General features: G+C 62.6%; 23 protein-coding genes. 9 read left to right on the forward strand and 14 right to left on the reverse strand.

The window, feature by feature from the left end; genetic code table 11:
• Nucleotides 1-12: 12 nt before the first annotated feature.
• The 5 genes from gspK to gspG all read right to left on the reverse strand — a co-directional run bounded on the left by gspK (nucleotide 13) and on the right by gspG (nucleotide 3,178).
• Entirely contained in the window at nucleotides 13-1,008 is a 996-nt protein-coding gene (gene gspK / locus GZ092_RS00500) for a type II secretion system minor pseudopilin GspK (protein ID WP_293633864.1), read from the reverse strand.
• A complete protein-coding gene (locus GZ092_RS00505) occupies nucleotides 1,008-1,733 on the reverse strand; it encodes a prepilin-type N-terminal cleavage/methylation domain-containing protein (protein WP_293633558.1) in 726 nt (241 codons plus the stop codon). Before GZ092_RS00505 ends, gspK begins: the two co-directional genes overlap by 1 nt.
• A 2-nt stretch (nucleotides 1,734-1,735) precedes the next feature.
• The gene (gene gspI / locus GZ092_RS00510) at nucleotides 1,736-2,113 is read right to left on the reverse strand and encodes a type II secretion system minor pseudopilin GspI (protein ID WP_293633559.1); all 378 of its coding nucleotides are present in this window, start codon (nucleotides 2,111-2,113) and stop codon (nucleotides 1,736-1,738) included.
• Entirely contained in the window at nucleotides 2,113-2,541 is a 429-nt protein-coding gene (locus GZ092_RS00515) for a prepilin-type N-terminal cleavage/methylation domain-containing protein (protein WP_293633560.1), read from the reverse strand. The genes gspI and GZ092_RS00515 overlap by 1 nt, the downstream gene beginning before the upstream one ends.
• Nucleotides 2,542-2,728: 187 nt before the next feature.
• On the reverse strand, nucleotides 2,729-3,178 hold the full coding sequence (gene gspG / locus GZ092_RS00520; protein ID WP_293633561.1) for a type II secretion system major pseudopilin GspG: 450 nt from the start codon (nucleotides 3,176-3,178) through the stop codon (nucleotides 2,729-2,731).
• A gap of 65 nt (nucleotides 3,179-3,243) precedes the next feature.
• Here gspG and GZ092_RS00525 point away from each other — a divergent pair, with 65 nt between their 5' ends.
• From GZ092_RS00525 to GZ092_RS00560, 8 genes are all read left to right on the forward strand, one after another.
• Nucleotides 3,244-3,657, forward strand: a complete 414-nt coding sequence (locus GZ092_RS00525; RefSeq protein ID WP_293633562.1) for a general secretion pathway protein C — start codon at nucleotides 3,244-3,246, stop codon at nucleotides 3,655-3,657.
• Nucleotides 3,658-3,869: 212 nt separating this feature from the next.
• Nucleotides 3,870-5,600 carry a type IV-A pilus assembly ATPase PilB gene (pilB, locus tag GZ092_RS00530; protein WP_293633563.1) on the forward strand — a complete coding sequence of 577 codons (1,731 nt, stop codon included), beginning with the start codon at nucleotides 3,870-3,872 and terminating at the stop codon, nucleotides 5,598-5,600.
• 85 nt (nucleotides 5,601-5,685) lie between these two features.
• Nucleotides 5,686-6,903 carry a type II secretion system F family protein gene (locus GZ092_RS00535; RefSeq protein ID WP_293633564.1) on the forward strand — a complete coding sequence of 406 codons (1,218 nt, stop codon included), beginning with the start codon at nucleotides 5,686-5,688 and terminating at the stop codon, nucleotides 6,901-6,903.
• Nucleotides 6,903-7,760: an A24 family peptidase gene (locus tag GZ092_RS00540; protein WP_293633565.1), complete on the forward strand. Its 858-nt coding sequence runs from the start codon at nucleotides 6,903-6,905 to the stop codon at nucleotides 7,758-7,760. The genes GZ092_RS00535 and GZ092_RS00540 overlap by 1 nt, the downstream gene beginning before the upstream one ends.
• Nucleotides 7,761-7,763: 3 nt before the next feature.
• The gene (gene coaE, locus GZ092_RS00545) at nucleotides 7,764-8,375 is read left to right on the forward strand and encodes a dephospho-CoA kinase (RefSeq protein WP_293633566.1); all 612 of its coding nucleotides are present in this window, start codon (nucleotides 7,764-7,766) and stop codon (nucleotides 8,373-8,375) included.
• A 37-nt stretch (nucleotides 8,376-8,412) separates the two neighbouring features.
• Nucleotides 8,413-9,168, forward strand: a complete 756-nt coding sequence (gene zapD, locus GZ092_RS00550) for a cell division protein ZapD (protein ID WP_293633567.1) — start codon at nucleotides 8,413-8,415, stop codon at nucleotides 9,166-9,168.
• Between the two features lie 64 nt (nucleotides 9,169-9,232).
• Nucleotides 9,233-9,439, forward strand: coding sequence for a DNA gyrase inhibitor YacG (locus GZ092_RS00555; RefSeq protein WP_293633568.1), 207 nt, complete (start codon nucleotides 9,233-9,235; stop codon nucleotides 9,437-9,439).
• Between the two features lie 71 nt (nucleotides 9,440-9,510).
• Nucleotides 9,511-9,774 (forward strand): hypothetical protein, encoded by a 264-nt coding sequence (locus GZ092_RS00560; RefSeq protein ID WP_293633569.1) that lies wholly within the window; start codon nucleotides 9,511-9,513, stop codon nucleotides 9,772-9,774.
• A gap of 54 nt (nucleotides 9,775-9,828) precedes the next feature.
• On the opposite strand, the gene grxD is transcribed toward GZ092_RS00560, so the two are convergent.
• The 4 genes from grxD to hemA all read right to left on the reverse strand — a co-directional run bounded on the left by grxD (nucleotide 9,829) and on the right by hemA (nucleotide 13,772).
• Entirely contained in the window at nucleotides 9,829-10,158 is a 330-nt protein-coding gene (gene grxD / locus GZ092_RS00565) for a Grx4 family monothiol glutaredoxin (protein WP_293633866.1), read from the reverse strand.
• A gap of 158 nt (nucleotides 10,159-10,316) precedes the next feature.
• A complete protein-coding gene (gene prmC / locus GZ092_RS00570) occupies nucleotides 10,317-11,168 on the reverse strand; it encodes a peptide chain release factor N(5)-glutamine methyltransferase (protein ID WP_293633570.1) in 852 nt (283 codons plus the stop codon).
• A 96-nt stretch (nucleotides 11,169-11,264) separates the two neighbouring features.
• Nucleotides 11,265-12,386: a peptide chain release factor 1 gene (gene prfA / locus GZ092_RS00575; protein ID WP_293633572.1), complete on the reverse strand. Its 1,122-nt coding sequence runs from the start codon at nucleotides 12,384-12,386 to the stop codon at nucleotides 11,265-11,267.
• 96 nt (nucleotides 12,387-12,482) lie between these two features.
• Nucleotides 12,483-13,772 (reverse strand): glutamyl-tRNA reductase, encoded by a 1,290-nt coding sequence (hemA, locus tag GZ092_RS00580; RefSeq protein ID WP_293633574.1) that lies wholly within the window; start codon nucleotides 13,770-13,772, stop codon nucleotides 12,483-12,485.
• 111 nt (nucleotides 13,773-13,883) lie between these two features.
• On the opposite strand from hemA, the gene GZ092_RS00585 reads away from it, so the two are divergent.
• Nucleotides 13,884-14,174, forward strand: coding sequence for a hypothetical protein (locus GZ092_RS00585; RefSeq protein ID WP_293633576.1), 291 nt, complete (start codon nucleotides 13,884-13,886; stop codon nucleotides 14,172-14,174).
• A gap of 68 nt (nucleotides 14,175-14,242) precedes the next feature.
• On the opposite strand, the gene ugpQ is transcribed toward GZ092_RS00585, so the two are convergent.
• The 5 genes from ugpQ to ugpB form a co-directional block, all read right to left on the reverse strand.
• On the reverse strand, nucleotides 14,243-15,004 hold the full coding sequence (ugpQ, locus tag GZ092_RS00590; protein WP_293633578.1) for a glycerophosphodiester phosphodiesterase: 762 nt from the start codon (nucleotides 15,002-15,004) through the stop codon (nucleotides 14,243-14,245).
• A gap of 152 nt (nucleotides 15,005-15,156) precedes the next feature.
• A complete protein-coding gene (locus GZ092_RS00595) occupies nucleotides 15,157-16,176 on the reverse strand; it encodes a sn-glycerol-3-phosphate import ATP-binding protein UgpC (RefSeq protein WP_293633580.1) in 1,020 nt (339 codons plus the stop codon).
• A 21-nt stretch (nucleotides 16,177-16,197) separates the two neighbouring features.
• Complete coding sequence (gene ugpE / locus GZ092_RS00600) at nucleotides 16,198-17,049, reverse strand: sn-glycerol-3-phosphate ABC transporter permease UgpE (RefSeq protein ID WP_293633868.1); 852 nt, start codon at nucleotides 17,047-17,049, stop codon at nucleotides 16,198-16,200.
• A 186-nt stretch (nucleotides 17,050-17,235) separates the two neighbouring features.
• Entirely contained in the window at nucleotides 17,236-18,117 is an 882-nt protein-coding gene (gene ugpA / locus GZ092_RS00605; RefSeq protein WP_293633582.1) for a sn-glycerol-3-phosphate ABC transporter permease UgpA, read from the reverse strand.
• 202 nt (nucleotides 18,118-18,319) lie between these two features.
• Nucleotides 18,320-19,639: a sn-glycerol-3-phosphate ABC transporter substrate-binding protein UgpB gene (gene ugpB, locus GZ092_RS00610; RefSeq protein WP_293633584.1), complete on the reverse strand. Its 1,320-nt coding sequence runs from the start codon at nucleotides 19,637-19,639 to the stop codon at nucleotides 18,320-18,322.
• Nucleotides 19,640-19,677 lie beyond the last annotated feature (38 nt).

Genomic DNA, 19,677 nt, shown 5'->3' on the forward strand with positions numbered 1-19,677 from the left:
AGGGGGGGCGTGTCAAGGCGACGAAGTGCCCCGGTCGCGCCACAAGGTCTTCACCTTCAGCCCGTCGCGCTGCACCACCGAATGTTCCTCGACCACCACCTGGTCCAGCCGCAGCCGCCCCTGGACTTCGAAGAAACGTGAATTCACGCTGTGTTCCGATTCATTCAGTGGCACCGTGGTCTGGCCGAGCTGCGCGGTCACTTCAGCCAGCGTTTTGAAGTGATTCGCCTGGCGCGTGTTCACCAGCTGCTGGGCCTGCCCCATTTCCAGTGAGGGAATGCAGGCCGACAGCACAGTGGGGCTGGCGGTGTTCAGGTTGACCGGGGTGCGCACCGGCAGCAGGGTGATGTAAGGCCGCAGTACAGCCAGGCTGGTCGGCGACAAGCCCAGCCAGACCAGCTGGTCGAGGCGCTGCGGCAGCAGGGGTGCCTGCGGGGCCGCTGCATTTTCAGGGCTGGCGTCCAGTGCGAGCCGCAGGTTTTCAACCAGCACCTGCAGTTCTCCGGGAGGAAGCCCTAGCAGTTCGAAGAGTTTGGCAAAGGCTTTCAATGAAGGCTCGGACACCTTGCCGGCACTGTCCACCAGGTTGGTGACGTTCAGCCGCGACTGCAAATCAGTGATCAGGCCCGACAGGAAGGTTTGCGAAGCGTTGGCCTCGTCGTCCGGGTCGGTTTTCTTGTCGGCGGCCAGAAAGGTTGACAGCCGGGCTTCTTCCAGCGGCACCGCCCAGGGTTCCGACAGGTAGTCGGCGCCGCCTGAGCGGGCGTCCTCGCGCAGGATCAGGCGTGCCCAGTCGAGTGCGCCGGTCAGCAGCCAGAGCGACTGCACCCGCGCACGTTCGGCAGCCTCGACTTCCACGCTGCGCCATTGCTGCCACAGGGCGCTGGCCGCCAGGCTGGCCACCAGCGCCACGGTCAGCATCGCCGTGAGCAGGGCGGCGCCCGCCTGGCGGGCCTGGCGTGCAGCTGCTGCCACACCGCGCCGCGCCGGGGAGTTTTCAGCCGGCATCATGACTTGGCGGCCGCCAGCGCCGGGCGCACCCAGTCGCGTGTGATGACGCCGTGGATCGCTTCGCCGCCAGGCAGGGTCAGCACCAGCCGGACGCCATCGGGCAGCGCCAGGTCGGTGTCCACGGCTTGTGCCGGGTTGCGAATCGGCGCCGCCGGGGCGTTGGCGTTGTCGCTGGACAGGGGATTGGTCCAGGCATTGCCGCGAAAGTAGAAGACCTGCCATTGTTCAAGCGGCGTGATGCGGACTTCGTCCCTTTTTTCGGCATCGCCCGGATTCTGTGCCCACTGGGCGGCACGCTCCCAGGCGGTTTGCAAGGCCCCCCGGGAAAACTGCGGCGGGGACTGCCAGCGCAGCCACTGGTCGGTGCCGTTCACATTGCGCCGTGACCAGGCCACCACCAGCAGGCCGTCGCCGGGCCGCACGGTGCTGCGGCGGACAATCCGCAGTCCGCGCCCGTCCCAGTCCAGCGTCGGAATGCGAGGCAGCTGCGCCAATGCGTCCAGGTCGGCCGACCATTGCGTGAGGCCGGCCTGAAGCGTGAGTACCGCATCGGCCCGCTGCTGGATCTGCGCCTGTGCGCGCGCCATGCCGTCGAGCCCGCGCCAGCTCAGTCCGGCCATCAACGCCATCGCGGCCAGGGCCACCAGCAGCTCGATCAGGGTGAAGCCGCGCGCCTGCGCAGGAAGCGGCAAACCGCGTGAAGCAGCACGTGGCAGCGCCATAGTCAGTACCGTCCCACGATGGTCGAAAGCGCGAGTATCCGGTTTGCACCGTCGAGCACCTGTGCTTCAACCCGGAGAAAATTCGGATTGGGCGTGGGCTGCACCCACAGCCGCACGGCCAGGCTGCGGCCGGCCTGTTCGCAGGTGCTGGTGTTGTCGCCAACCGCCGGCATCTGCTGCGACAGCCGCACATTCACCAGTGCGTTTTCAGCGCACAGGTGGGCCAGCAGCAGGTCGGACTGGCGCTCGGAATTGCGCGTCAGCGAGCCTGTGGCGCGCACGCCGGCAGCCAGTGCGACTGCAACGATGCCCAGCGCGACCAGCACCTCGATCAGCGTGAAGCCGCGAACGCCAGAGCGCTTGGGCCGGTTGCGCCACATCACCGGCTACCTTCCGCCACAACCGAAAAAGGCCGGATGCCGTCCGTCGCCAGAATCAGGCTGCGCGAAGGGTCTGCAGTGGACACCAAACGAATTTGCTGCGGCCCGATCACCGGTTCCGGCCCCAGTACTACGACGTTGGCGACGGCTGCCCGCACGTCGGGTCCCAGCCAGGTGGAAGGGAAGCTTGAACCTTTCGCCAGGCCTTCAAAAACAAAGCCGGTGGCGGTGGGTCGCCAGCGCACCGGGTTGGCGGTCATGCGCGACTGCGCCCGGGCTGAATCCAGCAGGACCGCCAGCCGCTGCGCTTCGCGTTCCAGCGCCGTCCCCGACGTGTCGCGCAGCGCCAGCCCCACCCCCGCCGTGGCAATGGCCATGATGGCCACCACCATCAGCAGTTCAATCAGCGTGAATCCGGCCTGGCGCATCCGCGCGGACGTTGCACCCCGCGTTGTGGCACTCCCGGTCGCTAGCGAATCACATGATGGCAGCTGCGTCGTGAATGTGCCAGCTCCAAACCAGCCGGGGCCGCGGAACTGGCTTTGCCAGGCCGCAGGCGCAGCGGCCCCCGCGGGGGGCAGCGAACCACACGCAGTGGGAAGCGTGGGGGCTATTTCAATCCCAGCTGCCAACATCCGCATTCTTGCCCTCGCCCCCGGGTTGCCCGTCGGCACCGAAGGACATCACGTCGATTTCGCCCTTGATGCCAGGGTTCAGATACTGGTAAGGGCGGCCCCAGGGGTCGTTGGGCAATTTGTCCACATAGGATTTCCAGTTGGAGGGAATCGGCCCGGTGGTCGGCTTGGCCACCAGCGCCTGCAATCCCTGCTCGGCGGCAGGGTAGCGCTGGTTGTCGAGCCGGTAAAGCTTGAGCGCCTGCATCAAATTGTTGACGTCGGTCTTGGCCGCCGTGGCGCGCGCATCGTCAGCGCGGTCCAGCACGTTGGGAACCACCAGCGCGGCCAGCACGCCGATGATCACCAGCACCACCATCAGCTCGATCAGGGTGAAACCTGCGGAAAGGCGCCGCCGAAGGGACGAGGAGTAAGGTTGTTGTGTAGTCATATGGTCGCTTCAATGATAATCCTGCCATGCAGACAGATGCCTATCGCCTATGGGCTACCAGAATTGTGACATTCGCCATCTCCGCACTGGCTGCTGCCAGCGTGGTGTACTGGGGGTTGAAGGTCTGGGGCCTGTCCACACCGGCCGTGCCGGCCGCCACGCTGGTTGAGCCAATGCCTGCTGTCAGTTCACAGGCCATTGCCCGGGCGCTTGGCGGCGGGATGGCCCCGGTTGCAACCGCTTCCACCGCAGCGCCCGCAGCCAGCCGCTATAACCTGATTGGCGTAGTGGCAGGACGCATCCGGGCCGGTGCTGCGCTGATTTCGGTCGATGGCCAGGACGCAAAACCTGTACGCGTAGGTACCCTGGTGGACAACGAGATGGTGCTGGAGTCAGTGAACGGCCGGCAGGCGGTATTGTCTTCGAGCACGGGAAGCCCGGCCAAACTGACGCTGGAGATGCCCAAGCTTTCGCAGTAGTGCTTCTGTTTTCATAGCATCGAGCGCATGATTCATCGCCTTGCGAGGAAACCATCTCAGAAACGGTTGGGCTGGAGCCGACAGTCACTGTTATGTTGCGTCATTGATTAATTTGTGAATGATTGCAACATGACGCTACCGTTATCAGTCCCGGTGGTTTACACCTTGTAATCATTAAGCGATGATTCTTTCTTTGACCCCTATTGAACACCATGTCTGTTATCGAGACCACACCAAAAAATCCAGCTCTCACGGCATTGCCCGGCCTGGGCAGAGCTTTGGTGGCGGCCGGCAAGCTGGGCCAAAAGACGGCCGAGGACATTTTCCTCAAGGCGCAGGGCAGTCGAAACAGTTTCATCGCCGAGCTGACCGGGTCCGGCGCGGTCTCGGCTTTCGATTTGGCGCACATCATGTCGACGTCCTTTGCCGCACCGCTGGTGGACATGGACGCTGTCGACATGCAGCGGCTGCCTCAGGGTTTGCTGGACACAAAAATCTGCCAGGCCTTTCGCATCGTGGTGCTGGGCAAGCGGCATAACCGGCTGATCATTGCAACGGCTGACCCGTCAGACCAGGGCGCAGCGGAAAAGATCAAGTTCTCCACCCAGCTGGGCGTGGACTGGATCATTGCCGAATACGACAAGCTGACCCGGTTGGTGAATGCGTCCAGCGCCACCGCGTCCGAGGCGCTTGAAAACATCGTCAGTGAAGAGTTCGAGTTTGACGAGGACATTTCCGAGGCCGCCAGCCAGGAGGAGGAAGTCATCTCGGAAGTCGAAGACGCGCCGATTGTCAAATTCCTGCACAAGATGCTGGTCGATGCTTTCAATATGCGTGCCTCCGACCTGCATTTCGAGCCTTTCGAGCATTCCTACAGGGTTCGATTTCGCGTCGACGGCGAACTGCGTGAAATTTCTTCTCCGCCCGTGGCCATCAAGGAAAAGCTGGCAGCGCGTATCAAGGTGATTTCCAAGCTGGACATTTCCGAGAAGCGCGTGCCGCAGGACGGCAAGATGAAGCTCAAGATCGCACCCGATCGCGTGATCGACTTTCGGGTCAGCACCTTGCCCACCATGTTCGGCGAAAAAATCGTCATCCGTATCCTGGATCCCAGCAGCGCCAAGCTGGGCATTGATGCGCTGGGCTATGAGCCGGCTGAAAAGGAACGTCTTCTTGAAGCGATCAAGCGGCCCTACGGCATGGTGCTGGTGACGGGGCCGACAGGCTCTGGGAAAACTGTCTCGCTTTACACCTGCCTGAACATCCTGAACACTGCCGGCGTGAACATTTCCACGGCGGAGGATCCTGCCGAGATCACCTTGCCCGGGGTCAACCAGGTCAGCATGAACGAGAAGGCCGGAATGACCTTCCCGGTGGCACTGAAGGCCTTTTTGCGCCAGGATCCGGACATCATCATGGTCGGCGAAATCCGCGACGTTGAAACTGCCGACATTGCCATCAAGGCGGCGCAGACCGGCCACCTGGTGCTGTCCACACTGCACACCAACGATGCGCCCACGACCCTCACGCGCATGCGCAACATGGGCATTGCGCCTTTCAATATTGCCTCCAGTGTCATCCTGATCACCGCGCAACGGCTGGCGCGGCGTTTGTGCCCGCATTGCAAGACGGCCATCGAGATTCCGCGCGACGCCTTGCTGCAGGCTGGCTTCAAGGACGATGAGGTCGATGGTTCCTGGAAGCCCTTCCATCCGGTGGGTTGCGCCAAATGCAACAACGGCTACAAGGGCCGGCTGGGCATTTACCAGGTCATGCCCATCTCCGAGGAAATCCAGCGCATCGTCCTGCGCGACGGCAGCGCCATGGAAATCGCGGCCCAGGCCGAAGCCGAAGGCGTGCGCAGCCTGCGCCAGTCCGGCTTGTACAAAGTTAAACTGGGCATGACCTCGATGGAAGAAATATTGGGCTGCACGAATGCCTAGCCTGGCGCATGGCATGGTCAGGACAAGGGCATCAGGCAACACGGACAAGACGGCTCGAACACCGTCCACACAACAATAAGGCTTTATGGCAACCGCACTGTCCAAAGATATCAAGGAATATGTCTTCGAGTGGGAAGGCAAGGATCGCGGCGGCAAACAGGTTCGCGGCGAGGTCCGTGCCGGGGGCGAAAACCAGGTCAAGGTGTCGCTGCGCAGGCAAGGCGTGATGGCAACCAAGATCAAAAAGCGCCGTATGCGGTCAGGCAAGGCCATCAAACCGCGTGACATTGCCATTTTCACCCGCCAGCTGGCCACGATGATGAAGGCTGGCGTGCCGTTGCTGCAATCTTTCGACATCGTGGGCCGCGGCAATCCCAACGGCAGCGTGACCAAACTGCTGAACGATGTGCGTACCGACGTGGAAACCGGAACGTCGCTGAGCGGTGCTTTTCGCAAGTATCCGATGTACTTCAATGCGCTGTACTGCAACCTTGTCGAGGCGGGTGAGGCGGCCGGCATTCTGGAGTCGCTGCTGGACCGCCTGGCGGTCTACATGGAGAAAACCGAGGCCATCAAGTCCAAGATCAAGTCGGCGCTGATGTATCCGGCTTCCGTGGTGGTGGTGGCTTTCGTGGTGGTGGCCGTGATCATGATTTTTGTGATTCCTGCGTTCAAGGAGGTGTTTTCATCCTTTGGCGCCGATCTGCCGGCGCCCACCTTGATCGTCATGGCCATCAGTGAGTTCTTCGTCGCCTATTGGTGGCTTATTTTTGGCGGCGTCGGCGGCGGAATCTATTTTTTCCTGCAGGCCTGGAAACGCAGCGAGAAAATGCAGAAGGTCATGGACCGGCTGCTGCTGAAAATGCCAGTGTTCGGCACCCTGATCGAAAAATCCGTCATTGCCCGCTGGACCCGTACCCTGTCCACGATGTTCGCGGCCGGTGTGCCGCTGGTCGAAGCGCTGGACTCGGTTGGCGGTGCATCGGGAAACTCTCTCTACGCGGACGCCACCGAGAAAATCCAGCAGGAAGTCTCGACCGGCACCAGCCTGACCGCTGCCATGGGCAATGCCAACCTGTTTCCCACCATGGTGCTGCAGATGTGCGCCATTGGCGAGGAGTCGGGCTCGGTGGACCACATGCTGGGCAAGGCAGCCGATTTTTATGAAGCCGAGGTCGATGAAATGGTGGCCGGCCTGTCCAGCCTGATGGAGCCCATCATCATCGTGTTTCTGGGAACCCTGATCGGCGGGATCGTGGTGTCGATGTACCTGCCGATCTTCAAGCTGGGTCAAGTCGTTTGATGCTGCTGGCAGCGGAGATGGGCACCGGATTCGTCGCGGCGCTCGCTGGTATCCTTGGTTTGCTCATTGGCAGCTTTCTCAATGTCGTCATCTACCGGGTTCCCAGGATGATGGAGCGTCAGTGGGCCGCCGAATGTGCCGAATTGAACGGCGCGCCAGCGCAGCCCGCAGAAAAGTTCAACCTGCTGGCACCGCGTTCGCGCTGCTCCAGTTGCGGCCATGTGATCCACTGGTACGAAAACATTCCGGTGCTCAGCTATGTTTTCCTTCGCGGCAAGTGCTCGGCTTGCGGCGCACCTTACGGTGTTCGCTATCCACTTGTCGAGGCCGTCACGGGCGCCCTGTTTTTCTTTTGCGCCTGGCGCTGGGGTTGGACGATGACGGCGCTGGCCTGGTGCGGATTTTCTGCTGCGCTGCTGGCATTGGCCATGATTGACTGGGACACGACCCTGTTGCCCGACGACATCACCTTGCCCCTGCTGTGGGCGGGGCTGATCGCTGCAGCATTGCAGTGGAACCCGGCGGTCGATCTGCCATCGGCCCTGTGGGGCGGGGTGGCCGGCTATCTTTCACTGTGGGCGGTGTACTGGGCTTTCAAGCTGGCCACCGGCAAGGAAGGCATGGGTTACGGCGATTTCAAGCTGTTTGCCGCGCTCGGGGCCTGGTTTGGCTGGACCGCGCTGGTGCCCATGATCCTGATGGCTTCGGTGATTGGCGCGGCAGTCGGCATCGCGATGAAGTTCTCCAGCGGCCTGCGCGAGGGCGGCTATGTGCCCTTTGGCCCTTTTCTGGCCGGGGCGGGCCTTACCGCGATGATTTTCGGCCCCCAGTCGATTCTTCGGTTCATTGGTTTGTAAGCCATGCATTCGTCGATTCAGCGCATCGGCCTGACGGGCGGCATTGGCAGCGGCAAAAGCACCGTGGCGCGCATTCTGGTGGCTTTTGGCGCCGCGTTGATCGATGCGGATGTGATTTCCCGCGAACTGACAGCGCCCGGAGGCGCCGCCATCGGCGAACTGGCGAAGCAGTTCGGGCCGCACATCATCACTGCAGAAGGCGCGATGGACCGTGAGCGCATGCGCCAGCTTGCGTTCAGCGACTCCGCGATCAAAGGGCAGCTCGAAGCCATCATTCATCCGCTGGTCAGCCAGGAATCCACCCGCCAGGCCAGCGCCGCCGTGCAATCCGGCCGCGCCTGCATCGTGTTCGACATTCCCTTGCTGGTGGAGTCCGGGCGCTGGCGCCAGCAGCTCGACCGCGTGCTGGTGGTGGACTGTACGGAAGAAACGCAAATTGCCCGTGTCATGGCCAGAAACGCCTTGTCGCGTGAAATGGTCGTGAAAATCATCGCCGGCCAGGCCAGCCGCGCGCAACGGCTGGCGGCGGCGGATGCCTGTATTTGTAACGAGGGTTTGTCGCTGCATGCGCTTGAGCGGCAGGTGCGTGAGCTGGCGAACAGCTTCGGGCTATGATGACAAAACATCTACTGAAGCCAGGAAAACCAGTTCCGTGATTCTTTACGAGCATCCCTTCAACGAACGCATACGCACCTATCTGCGGCTTGAGCACCTGTTTTTGCGCCTGGCCGAGCTGGTAAAACGGGAAAGCCCGATAGACCATCACCACGCGCTGGCGACCATTTTTGAAATCATGGACGTCGGTGCGCGGGCAGACCTGAAAACCGATGTGCTCAAGGACATTGAAAAACAGAAACACGTGCTCAACGGCTACCGTGGCAACCCGGTCATCTCCGAGCGGGTGCTTGACGACATCACCGCCGAGCTTGAAGCATGTTTTTCCAGCATGAATGAACTCTCCGGCAAGGTCGGCCAGTCATTGACCGAAAACGACTGGCTGATGAGCATTCGCAGCCGTGTCGGCATTCCGGGCGGCACCTGCGAATTCGACTTGCCGGCCTACCATGCCTGGCAGCACCTTGGCGTCAACGTTCGCCAGCACGACCTGCAGCGCTGGGTGTCGCCGCTGGTGCCGCTGGCCGAGTCGCTGAACCTGCTGCTCAAACTGGTGCGCGATTCGGGGGCGCCGCAAAAGGTGATCGCGCCAGCCGGCCAGTACCAGCAAATGCTGCCGCAGGGACGCACGTTCCAGCTGCTGCGGCTGAGGCTGCGTTCGGGCGTCGCGGTGATTCCCGAAATCAGCTGCAACCGCCTGATGGTGTCGGTGCGTTTCATGTCGCATGACAACGACGGTCGCCAGCAGGCCAGCAACGAGGAAACCGTGTTTGACCTGACACTGTGCACCTGAGCCGGACCAGACCAGACCGAACGCGCATGGCGTCCTTCATCCTCACCCGAACTTCCTTCTTTACATGAAAAAAGACCCTTCCCCTGTGCGGCAGGTGGTATGTCCCCATTGCGGCGGTCCCAGTATTTATGCGCCCAGCAATGCTTTTCGTCCCTTTTGCAGCGAACGCTGCAAAAAAACCGACCTGGGTGCCTGGGCGAGCGAAGATTTCCGCCTGCCCGCCGACACGCCGCCCGATGACGCACTTTACGGCGATCCGAAACTGCATTGAGATCTGGCGGGCAGTTGACGGCTGGCCAAAGTGGAACGGCAGCGTAAGCAGGTAGAAACAGGGAGATAAACATGAAAAATATCGTAGTCAGGCCATTCTGGACCGCCATGTTCCTGGCGGCCATGCTGGTCGGCACCGCGCACGCCGGGGCATCTTCTGCAGCTTCCGGCGACAAGCCGGCGGCGTCCGCCAAGAAGAAGAAAAAAACCGGCGCCAGCGGCCAGGTGCGGTTTTTGCCGGGTTCCGCCGAAACGGTCAAGGAACGCAGCGGCCGTTTGAAGCGTGAATGCGAGGGACAGGTCAATGCCGGTGCCTGCGCAGGCTATACGCGCTGAGGCAGAAACGAAAAACGCCCGCAGTGCGGGCGTTGCAGGTTGGGGACGCCGGCTTCAGTCCTGGGGCGTGCCAAGCATTTCCTGGAGTTCACCGTTCTGGTACATCTCCATCATGATGTCCGAGCCGCCCACGAACTCTCCCTTGACATACAACTGGGGAATGGTCGGCCAGTTGCTGTAGGTCTTGATGCCGTTGCGGATGCCTTCGTCTTCCAGCACATTGACCGTGGCCGGCTTGGTCACGCCGCAGGCCTTGAGCACCTGGATCGCGCGTCCGGAAAAACCGCACATCGGGAACTGGGCCGTGCCCTTCATGAAAAGCACCACATCGCTGGATTTGACAATCTGGTCAATGCGCTGCTGGGTCGGGTCGGTGGGGCTCATGTTGAAATCCTTCAGGGTGAAAAGGCCTTTCCAGGCCGTGAGGTCGGTAACCGGCAATGGGGGCCGGAGCGGTGAATGCATGGAATTGAATGCAGCCATTCCTAAAACTGATTATCGCCGTCTGCCCAATGCCGCGCACCCATCAGGGATTGTCTCTGTCATGCCGTCCATTGTCCGCCCGAGCAGCGCTCGATGCCTGCCAGGTCGTGGCGGCTCTGCACTTGCAGGAATCCTTGCTGCATTAGCAGCGAGCGGACCTGCACCGCCTGGTCGTAGCCATGCTCCAGAAGCAGCCAGCCGCCCGGCAGCAGGTGCACGGGCGCCTGCTGGATGATGTGCCGGATGTCGTCAAGCCCGTCCGTGCCGGCAGCCAGCGCCTGCAGCGGTTCATGCGTCAGGGCCGCCAGGTGCGGGTCGGCGCTGGCAATGTAGGGCGGATTGCTGGCGATCAGGTGAAAGCTTGCACGGACCTGCTCAAGCCAGCAGCTTTCAATGAAGTCCACGGCCAGGCCCAGCCGCCGGGCGTTTTCACGGGCGACATCCAGCGCACCGGCGCTCGCATCGACCGCCGTGACCTGCGCTTCGCTGCCTGCCGCCTTCAGGCTGTGCGCAATGGCCAGGGCAATCGCGCCGCTGCCCGTGCCCAGGTCCAGCACTTGCAGCGGGTGTGCCGCGCCTTGCGCCTTCAACACCTCCAGCGACCATTCCACCAGGGTTTCGGTATCGGGCCGGGGCACCAGCACGCGCTTGTCGACTTGTAGCGCCAGTCCAAAGAACTCCTTGCTGCCGACGATGTAGGCCAGCGGCTCGCCAGTCGCCCGGCGCAGGCTCAGCGCGCAAAACAAGTCGATCAACCCTGGCGCGAGTTCGTCGGTGTCATGCGCCAGCAGCCAGGCACGTTCGATGGCGGGCTTGCCCAGCGCGTGCAGCAGCAGCAACTGGGCGTCCAGCCGGTCGAGCCCAAGGCGTTGGGCCTCTGCCAGGGCTAGCGCGCAGGTGAATGAGTTCACGGTCTTGCTTTGAGTTGCTATGTAAATAATAGCTGCTTGTGCTTATGGATACTGCGCAAGAGGGCAATTTGATATAAGAAACAGGGCTTTGTCCGGTCAGCCGCCGTTGTTCGCCGTTTCCAGCTCGTTCAGCTGCTCGGCGCCGCGCGCCACCTGCAGCGCCGTGATGACATCGTCCAGGTCGCCTTCCATGATGGTGAGCAGCTTGTACAGCGTCAGGTTGATGCGGTGGTCGGTCAGCCGCCCCTGCGGGAAGTTGTAGGTGCGGATGCGGTCGCTGCGGTCGCCGCTGCCAATCAGGCCCTTACGCTCGGCGGCGTCCTTGGCGGCCTGCGCCGAACGGTCCTTTTCATGGATGCGCGCGGTCAGCACCTTCATGGCCTGCGCCTTGTTGCCGTGCTGGCTGCGGCCTTCCTGGCATTCGGCGACGATGCCGGTCGGCAGGTGCGTGATGCGCACGGCCGAATCGGTCTTGTTGATGTGCTGGCCGCCGGCGCCGCTGGCACGGTAGGTGTCGATGCGCAAATCAGCCGGGTTGATCTGGATGGCGACGGCTTCGTCAGGCTCTGCCAGCACGGCCACAGTGCAGGCGCTGGTGTGGATGCGGCCCTGGGTTTCGGTTGCCGGCACGCGCTGCACGCGGTGGCCGCCCGACTCGAAGCGCAGCTTGCCGTACACGCCCACGCCCAGAATGTCGGGCGGGCCGTCGATGCGCAGCACCACTTCCTTGTAGCCGCCGAGCTCGCTTGGCGACTCGCTGATGATCTCGACCTGCCAGCGCTTGCGCTCGGCAAAGCGGGTGTACAGGCGAAACAGGTCGGCGGCAAACAGCGCCGATTCGTCGCCGCCCGCACCGGCGCGGATTTCAATAAAGGCCGCACGCTTGTCGTCCGGGTCCTTGGGAATCAGCATCAGCTGCAGCGCTTCGTCGATTTGCGCGATGTCGGCCTTGGCGGCGTCGATTTCTTCCTCGGCCATGGCCGCCATATCGGGGTCGCTCCTGGCTTCGGTCAGCATGCTTTCAGCGCCGGCCAGATCGGCCTCGCGGCGGGTGAGGCGGTTGTACTGCTCGGCCACGACGCTGGCTTCGGCGTGCTCGCGGGTCAGGGTGCGAAATCGGTCCAGGTCACTGACCACGTCGCTGGCAGACAGCAGGGCGTCAAGTTCATGCAGGCGCAAAAGCTGGCGGTCGAGGGTCTGGCGGAGAAAGGGTTTCATGGGCAAGGACAAGAAGGCATCAGGGGAGGCTTCCGGCAACTTGCCGGGAGGAGGGCGCAGTGTGCTTTGGCGGCTGCGGCGGTTCGAAGCCCGTCGCTAACGCTCTTTGCGATCTGCCGTGGCCCGGGGCGTCTGGCCTCGCAGGAACAGCTTGGACACGGTGCGCGCCGTGGCTTCTCGGCTGCTGGCATCGCCCGCATGCAGCTCGGCCATGGCGCCGTGCAGCATTTTTTGCGTCAGGCCACGGCTCATGGCTTCGAGCACTTCCTCGATGGACTCGCCCCGGGCCAGCAGTTTTTTGGCGCGTCCGATCTCCAGCGCGCGCCAGGTATCGGCCTGCGCATTGAGCTGCTGGATCAGCGGCACGCTGCCGCGCTGGTCCAGCCAGTGCATGAAGTTCTGCACGCCCGCGTCGATGATGACCTCGGCTTCGGCCACTGCCGCCTGCCGGCTGTCGCGGCCGGTCTGCACCACATGCGCCAGGTCATCGACGGTGTAGAGGTAAACATCGGACAGCGCCTTGACTTCGGGCTCGATGTCACGTGGCACCGCCAGATCGACCATGAACATCGGCCGGTACCGGCGTTGCTTCAGTGCGCGCTCTACCGCGCCCAGGCCGATGATGGGCAGGGTGCTCGCGGTGCAGCTGATGACCGCGTCGAATTCATGCAGGCGGTCGGGCAGGTCGCCCAGGCGCATCACCTCGGCGCCAAAGCGGCTGGCGAGTTTTTCGCCGCGCGCCAGGGAGCGATTGGCAATTGCCATGGCCTTGGGGTTTTTGGCGGCGAAATGGGTGGCCGCCAGGTCGATCATTTCACCGGCGCCGACAAACAGCACCTTGATGTCGCCCAGGTCTTCAAACAGCTGGCCGGCCAGCCGCACGGCGGCGGCGGCCATGCTGATGCTGTGCGCGCCGATTTCGGTGCTGGTGCGAACCTCTTTGGCCACGCAAAAGGAGCGCTGGAACAGCTGGTGCAGCGTGGTGCCCATTGCGCCAGCGTCTTCGGCTGCGCGCACCGCGTCTTTCATCTGGCCGAGGATCTGCGGCTCGCCCAGCACCATCGAATCGAGGCCGCTGGCGACGCGGAAGGCATGGCGCGCGGCCTGGTCGTCCTGCAGCGTATAGGTATGGGCGCGCAGCAGGGCCGACGACACGCCGCCGTTGTGCGCCAGCCATTCCATGGTGCTGTCCAGGTCTTCGGTGTCGCCGGCGCAGTAGATCTCGGTGCGGTTGCAGGTCGAGAGCAGCGTGGCCTCGGGCTGGCGCGCCAGCGAGGCGCGCAGCCCGCGCAGGGTGGGTTCGACCTGGTCGAGGGCGAACGCGAAGCGCCCGCGCAAATCCAGCGGTGCGGTGTGATGGTTTAGCCCCAGGGCCCAGACTGACATAGGCGCATTATAAAATTGAAGTGATCAGAACCGGGTGCCCGGCCACAATCTCCTTTTGCCCCTTTCCACCGGCCGCTTCTGGCGCGTTTCCCTGAATCCCGACGGACTGCCATGACTGCTTATCTCCTTGCCGGGCACCTGCTCAACCTCCTGGCGCCGGCTGCGCTGATCGCCTTGCTGCTGGTGGCATTTTCCCGCCTGATTCCGGGATTTTTTACATCAAACAAGGCGTTTTCGCATGTCTGGTGGGTACAGACTGCTATCAATTTTGTAGTCGGATCGACGATGCTTGTCGCTGGCCTGGTCCTGCTGGGTCGTGACGGCAAGATGCTGACCTATGTGCTTGTGGTGCTGGCCATGGCGACCAGCCAGTGGTGCCAACTGGGGAGCTGGAAGCGCTAGCAGCCAGGTTGTCCGGTGCCCGGCTGGCAACCGGTTTGTTGATCTGGGTCAATAAAACGCCAGCCGCATCAAGCCGGGCTGAACAGATCCACCCGGTCGGTGATGATGCCGTCGGTGCCCAGTTCCATCAGGCGCCGGGCGGTTGCCTCGTCGTTCACCGTGTAGCTCAAGGCGCGCAAGCCCGCCGCATGCACAATTTCAACAAGGGCGCTGTCCCACAAGGCGTGGTTGCAGACCACTGCGACGCAGCCCAGCGCAAGGGCGGCTTGCAGCCAGCCATCAGGCAGCGTGTCCAGCAGCAGGCCGCGCGGCAAACCGGGCGCGGTTTTGCGCGCACCCTGCAGCGCATCGTGTGAAAAAGACGTCAGCAATGGCAAAACGCTTGTGCCTTGCCACCAGCGCAGGGCATGCGATGCCACCACCTCGCCGGTGCGGCGCTCGGTGCCCGGCGTCGGCTTGATCTCGATGTTCAGCGCATAGCCATTGGCGCGGCAAAAGCGGGCGGCGTTTTCCAGCGTCGGCAGCGGCTCGCCGGCAAAGGCGCGCGAATGCCAGCTACCGGCGTCGAGTTGCGACAATTCGGCCCAGGCATGGTCGCCGCCTGTCTCGCTCGCATCGGCCGCCAGTTTTCCGGCTGCATTGGTCGTGCGGATGAGGGTGGCGTCGTGCATCAGGAAAGGCACGCCGTCGGCGCTGAGCTTGGCATCGCATTCGAACATGCGGTAGCCGTGCTGTGCGCCCAGGCGGAAGGCGGCGAGCGTGTTTTCAGGCGCCAGCTTGCCGGCGCCCCGGTGCGCGATCCAGAATGGATAAGGCCAGCTGGCCCCCACGCTGCCCACTGCGTGTGGTTCGCTGCCCCCCAAGGGGGCCACTGCGCCTGCAGTCCGGCAAAGCCGGTCCTGCGGCCCCTGCTGGTCCGGGGCGGAGAGAGGGGAAACGCGCCCGGTTACTGGGTGGGCTGGGCTGCTGGCGTCTGGTTTGGTCACAGGCGCTGGCCGGTGGCGGTGTCGAACCAGTGCAGCCGGTCGGGGCGCGGCGCCACCTGCAGCGTCTGGCCGATCGTTGGCGCCAGCGACAGGCTTTCGTCGGTGCGCACGATCAGGAACTCGTCGCCCAGTCGGCAGTACAGCAGGCGTTCGGCACCCAGCATTTCGATGGTTTCGACCACTACCGTCCAGCCGGTGTTGCCGACCTGCAAATGCTCGGGACGTATGCCCAGAATGGCGCCTGCCGGACCACCAAAGTCAGAATTTGGTGCGTTTTTAAGCAGGTTCATCGGCGGAGAACCCATGAAGCTGGCGACAAAGGTGGTCGCGGGCCGGTTGTAAACCTCTTCCGGCGTGCCGAACTGCTCCATACGACCGGCGTTCATCACCATCATGCGCTGGGCCAGCGTCATGGCTTCGACCTGGTCGTGCGTGACGAACAGCGAGGTGATGCCAAGTTCGCGGTGCAGCTTCTGGATTTCAAGCCGGGTCTGCACGCGCAGCTTGGCGTCCAGGTTGGACAGCGGCTCGTCGAACAAAAACACCTGCGGCTGGCGCACGATGGCCCGGCCCATGGCGACGCGCTGGCGCTGGCCGCCCGACAGGGCGCGCGGCTTGCGGTCGAGCAGGTGGCCGAGTTCAAGGATTTTTGCGGCCTTGTCCACGCGTGACTTGATCTCTTCCTTGGGCACCTTGGCAATCTTCAGGCCGTAGGCCATGTTGTCGAACACGCTCATGTGCGGGTAAAGCGCATAGTTCTGGAACACCATGGCAATGTCGCGCTCGGACGGCTCCAGGTCGTTGACGACCCGGCCGCCTATGGAAATCTGGCCTTCGGTGACCTCTTCCAGCCCGGCGACCATGCGCAGCAGGGTGGATTTGCCGCAGCCCGACGGGCCGACGATGACGATGAATTCGTGGTCGGCAATTTCGGCGCTGACGCCGTGCAGCACCGGTACTGCGCTTTTGCCGGTGCCGTAGCGCTTGATGACGTTGTTGAGGGAAAGGGATGCCATGGATTAAGTGCCTGTCTTTGTCTATTTTTCGGTATCAACCAGGCCCTTGACGAACCACTTCTGCATCAGCACCACGACCAGCGCGGGCGGCAGCATGGCCAGGATGGCGGTGGCCATGACGACGTTCCATTCGTTGGCCGCATCGCCGCCGGCAATCATCCGTTTGATGCCGATGACCACCGGGTACATGTCTTCGCTGGTGGTGGCCAGCAGCGGCCAGAGGTACTGGTTCCAGCCATAGATGAACTGGATCACGAACAGCGCGGCCATCGAGGTTTTCGACAGCGGCAGCAAGATGTCCCAGAAAAAGCGCATCGGGCTGGCGCCGTCCATGCGCGCCGCCTCAACCAGTTCATCGGGCACGGTCATGAAAAACTGGCGGAACAAAAACGTGGCGGTGGCCGAGGCAATCAGCGGAATCGTCAGGCCGGCATAACTGTTGAGCATGCCCAGGTCCGACACCACCTGGTAGGTCGGCCCGATGCGCACTTCCACCGGCAGCATCAGCGTGACAAAAATCGACCAGAAGAAGAAATTCTTGAACGGAAAGCGGAAATACACGATGGCAAAAGCCGACAGTAGGGAAATCGTGATCTTGCCGAACGTGATGACCAGGGCAGTGACCAGGCTGACCCACATCATGCGGGCCACGGGGGCCGTGGAACCGGCACCGTCGCCGCCGCCGAACAGCGCGGTCTTGTAGGTTTCCCACATGTTGCTGCCCGGCCACATCGGCATCGGCGCCTGGATGATGTCCTGCGCCGTATGGGTCGAGGCCACAAAAGCCAGGTACAGCGGAAAAGCCACCACCACAATGCCCAGCAGCATGACGAGGTGGGCAAAGATTTTCAAGACGGCGCTGCGCTCAACCATGGCGCACATCCCAATGCCGCGCATGGATAACAGGATGCCTGCTGCCGGGCGCAAAACCGCGTGCAGCGGGGAGCACTGAGGCCTTATGCCAGCAGGGGCCGCGGAACCGGCTATGCCGGGCCGCAGGCGCAGCGGCCCCCTCGGGGGGCAGAGAGCGACACGAAGTGCGCGAACGTGGGGGCATCATCAGTACTGGACCTTCTTTTCAACATAGCGGAACTGGACCACGGTGAGCGCGATCACGATGACCATCAGCACCACCGACTGCGCGGCAGACCCGCCCAGGTCGCCGTTCTTGAAGCCGTCGTGGTACACCTTGTAAACCAGGATCAGGGTGTCGCGGCCCGGGCCGCCCTGGGTCGAGGCATCGACAATGGCGAAGGTGTCAAAAAACGCGTAAACGATGTTGATGACCAGCAAAAAGAAGGTCGTCGGCGACAGCAGCGGAAACTGGATCGACCAGAACCGCCGCCAGGGCCGCGCGCCGTCAATCGCCGCCGCCTCGATCAGCGACTTGGGGATCGACTGCAGCCCGGCCAGAAAAAACAGGAAGTTGTAAGAAATCTGCTTCCACACCGCCGCCATGATGATCAGCGTCATGGCATGGCTGGAGTTGAGCAGGTGGTTCCAGTCAATCCCGATGACGTGCAGCGCATACGTCACCACGCCCAGCGTGGGCGAGAACATGAAGATCCACAGCACGCCGGCCACGGCAGGCGCCACGGCATAGGGAAGGATCAGCAGGGTTTTGTACGCCAGCGCGCCTTTGATGATGCGGTCGGCAAACACCGCCAGCACCAGCGACAGGCTGATGCCCAGTGCCGCCACCATGATGGAGAAGAAAGCGGTGGTCTTGAACGACTCCAGGTAGGCCTCGTCGTTGAACAGGTTCCTGAAGTTGTCCAGGCCCACCCATTCGGTGGACAGGCCGAAGGCGTCCTGCAGCTGAAAGGACTGCAGCAGCGCCTGACCAGCGGGCCAGAAGAAAAAGACGCTGATGACGATCAGCTGCGGGGCCAGCAGCAGCCAGGGCAGCCAGGCCGAACGAAAAAGAACGCGTTTTTCCATGGGGTCTGTTCAGGTTGGAGCCGCTTGGGCGAGCTGTTTTGCAAGCGTCAGCCCGAAGCGGGACAGCTTGCAAAACCATGGCGCACAGGGAAAGGGTCGGTGGGAAACGGATTTTGACATAAAAAATGCCGTTTCCGCCCGTCTGTGATGTGCCGGCAGCTATGGATTCAGGAGCAAAATCCGCCGCACGCTTGCCCCTGCTTCAGGACTTGTTGGCCTTCTGGAAACGCTCGAGTTGCTCATTGCCGCGCTTGACGGCGGTGTCCAGGGCTTCCTTGGGCTGCTTTTTGCCGCTCCAGATCTGCTCGGTTTCCTCGTCGATGATGGTGCGGATCTGGTTGAAGTTGCCCAGGCGCACGCCGCGCGACTTGTCGGTGGTCTTGCGGATCATCTGCGACACCGCGACATCGGTGCCGGGGAACTGTTTGTAAAAGCCCGATTTTTCGGTCAACTCGAACGCTGCCATGGTGATGGGCAGATAGCCGGTGCGCTTGTGGCTGGCCGACTGCACTTCAGGCTTGGACAAATAGTTGAAGAAAGCCGCCACGCCCTTGTATTCAACCGGCTTCTTGCCGGCCATGGCCCACAGGCTGGCGCCGCCGATGACCGTGTTTTGCGGCGCGCCGGCCACATCCGGGTAATAGGGCAACTGGGCGATGCCATAGGCAAACTTGGCTTCCTTGCTGACACGGGCATACAGGCCTGACGAGCCGGTCATCATGGCGCATTCGCCCGACGGAAACGACACGTCTGCCGCATTGGCGCGGCCCTTGTAGACGAAGAGACCCTGCTTGGACATGTTGGCCAGGTTTTCGAAGTGGCGCACATGCAGCGGCGAGTTGAAGGCCAGCCGGGCCGATGGACCGCCGAAGCCGTTGTTCTGGGTGGCAAACAGCGTGTTGTGCCAGGTCGAGAAACTCTCCAGCTGCGTCCAGCTGATCCAGCTGGTGGTGAACGGGCATTTGTGGCCGGCCGCCTTGAGCTTGCCGGCGGCCAACGCCACTTCGGGCCAGGTGGTCGGGGCTTTTTCCGGGTCGAGTCCGGCGGCCTTGAAGGCGTCCTTGTTGTAATAAAAGATCGTGGTCGAGCTGTTGAACGGAAAGCTCAGCATCTGGCCGTTGGGCGCCGTGTAGTAACCGGCCACGGCAGGAATGTAGGCCTTGGTGTCGAACTTGGCGCCGCCTTCGGTCATGACTTCACCGACCGGCTTGATCGCTCCCTTGGCCGCCATCATGGTCGCCGTGCCGACTTCAAACACTTGCAGGATGTGCGGCGCGTTGCCGGAACGGAAAGCCGCCACCGCCGCTGTCATGGATTCGTCATACGTGCCCTTGAAGGTCGGCACGACCTTGTAATCCTTCTGGCTGGCATTGAAGTCTTTGGCCAGGTCATTGACCCATTCGCCGAGCGGGCCGCTCATGGCATGCCACCACTGGACTTCGGTCTGGGCCTGGCTGGCCAGGGGCGCACACAGCGCGCAAATGGCTAGGGTGAGGGTGAGGGTGGATGAACGGTGTTTCATGAAATCTCCTGAGGGGAAAACGGGGTTCGCGGGAAGGA

The organism is Polaromonas sp., assembly GCF_010365105.1.
Taxonomy (GTDB): domain Bacteria; phylum Pseudomonadota; class Gammaproteobacteria; order Burkholderiales; family Burkholderiaceae_C; genus Polaromonas.

What these genes read in the sequence shown, in the direction of transcription:
- GZ092_RS00555 (WP_293633568.1), top strand. Translation starts at nt 9,233, where the DNA reads ATGAAAAAAGACCCTTCCCCTGTGCGGCAGGTGGTATGTCCCCATTGC.
- GZ092_RS00540 (WP_293633565.1), top strand. Translation starts at nt 6,903, where the DNA reads ATGCTGCTGGCAGCGGAGATGGGCACCGGATTCGTCGCGGCGCTCGCT.
- GZ092_RS00505 (WP_293633558.1), bottom strand. Translation starts at nt 1,733, where the DNA reads ATGGCGCTGCCACGTGCTGCTTCACGCGGTTTGCCGCTTCCTGCGCAG.
- hemA (WP_293633574.1), bottom strand. Translation starts at nt 13,772, where the DNA reads ATGTCAGTCTGGGCCCTGGGGCTAAACCATCACACCGCACCGCTGGAT.
- ugpE (WP_293633868.1), bottom strand. Translation starts at nt 17,049, where the DNA reads ATGGTTGAGCGCAGCGCCGTCTTGAAAATCTTTGCCCACCTCGTCATG.
- gspK (WP_293633864.1), bottom strand. Translation starts at nt 1,008, where the DNA reads ATGCCGGCTGAAAACTCCCCGGCGCGGCGCGGTGTGGCAGCAGCTGCA.
- GZ092_RS00595 (WP_293633580.1), bottom strand. Translation starts at nt 16,176, where the DNA reads ATGGCATCCCTTTCCCTCAACAACGTCATCAAGCGCTACGGCACCGGC.
- gspG (WP_293633561.1), bottom strand. Translation starts at nt 3,178, where the DNA reads ATGACTACACAACAACCTTACTCCTCGTCCCTTCGGCGGCGCCTTTCC.
- GZ092_RS00515 (WP_293633560.1), bottom strand. Translation starts at nt 2,541, where the DNA reads ATGCGCCAGGCCGGATTCACGCTGATTGAACTGCTGATGGTGGTGGCC.
- GZ092_RS00560 (WP_293633569.1), top strand. Translation starts at nt 9,511, where the DNA reads ATGAAAAATATCGTAGTCAGGCCATTCTGGACCGCCATGTTCCTGGCG.
- coaE (WP_293633566.1), top strand. Translation starts at nt 7,764, where the DNA reads ATGCATTCGTCGATTCAGCGCATCGGCCTGACGGGCGGCATTGGCAGC.
- pilB (WP_293633563.1), top strand. Translation starts at nt 3,870, where the DNA reads ATGTCTGTTATCGAGACCACACCAAAAAATCCAGCTCTCACGGCATTG.
- grxD (WP_293633866.1), bottom strand. Translation starts at nt 10,158, where the DNA reads ATGAGCCCCACCGACCCGACCCAGCAGCGCATTGACCAGATTGTCAAA.
- gspI (WP_293633559.1), bottom strand. Translation starts at nt 2,113, where the DNA reads ATGTGGCGCAACCGGCCCAAGCGCTCTGGCGTTCGCGGCTTCACGCTG.
- ugpA (WP_293633582.1), bottom strand. Translation starts at nt 18,117, where the DNA reads ATGGAAAAACGCGTTCTTTTTCGTTCGGCCTGGCTGCCCTGGCTGCTG.
- prfA (WP_293633572.1), bottom strand. Translation starts at nt 12,386, where the DNA reads ATGAAACCCTTTCTCCGCCAGACCCTCGACCGCCAGCTTTTGCGCCTG.
- ugpB (WP_293633584.1), bottom strand. Translation starts at nt 19,639, where the DNA reads ATGAAACACCGTTCATCCACCCTCACCCTCACCCTAGCCATTTGCGCG.
- GZ092_RS00535 (WP_293633564.1), top strand. Translation starts at nt 5,686, where the DNA reads ATGGCAACCGCACTGTCCAAAGATATCAAGGAATATGTCTTCGAGTGG.
- GZ092_RS00585 (WP_293633576.1), top strand. Translation starts at nt 13,884, where the DNA reads ATGACTGCTTATCTCCTTGCCGGGCACCTGCTCAACCTCCTGGCGCCG.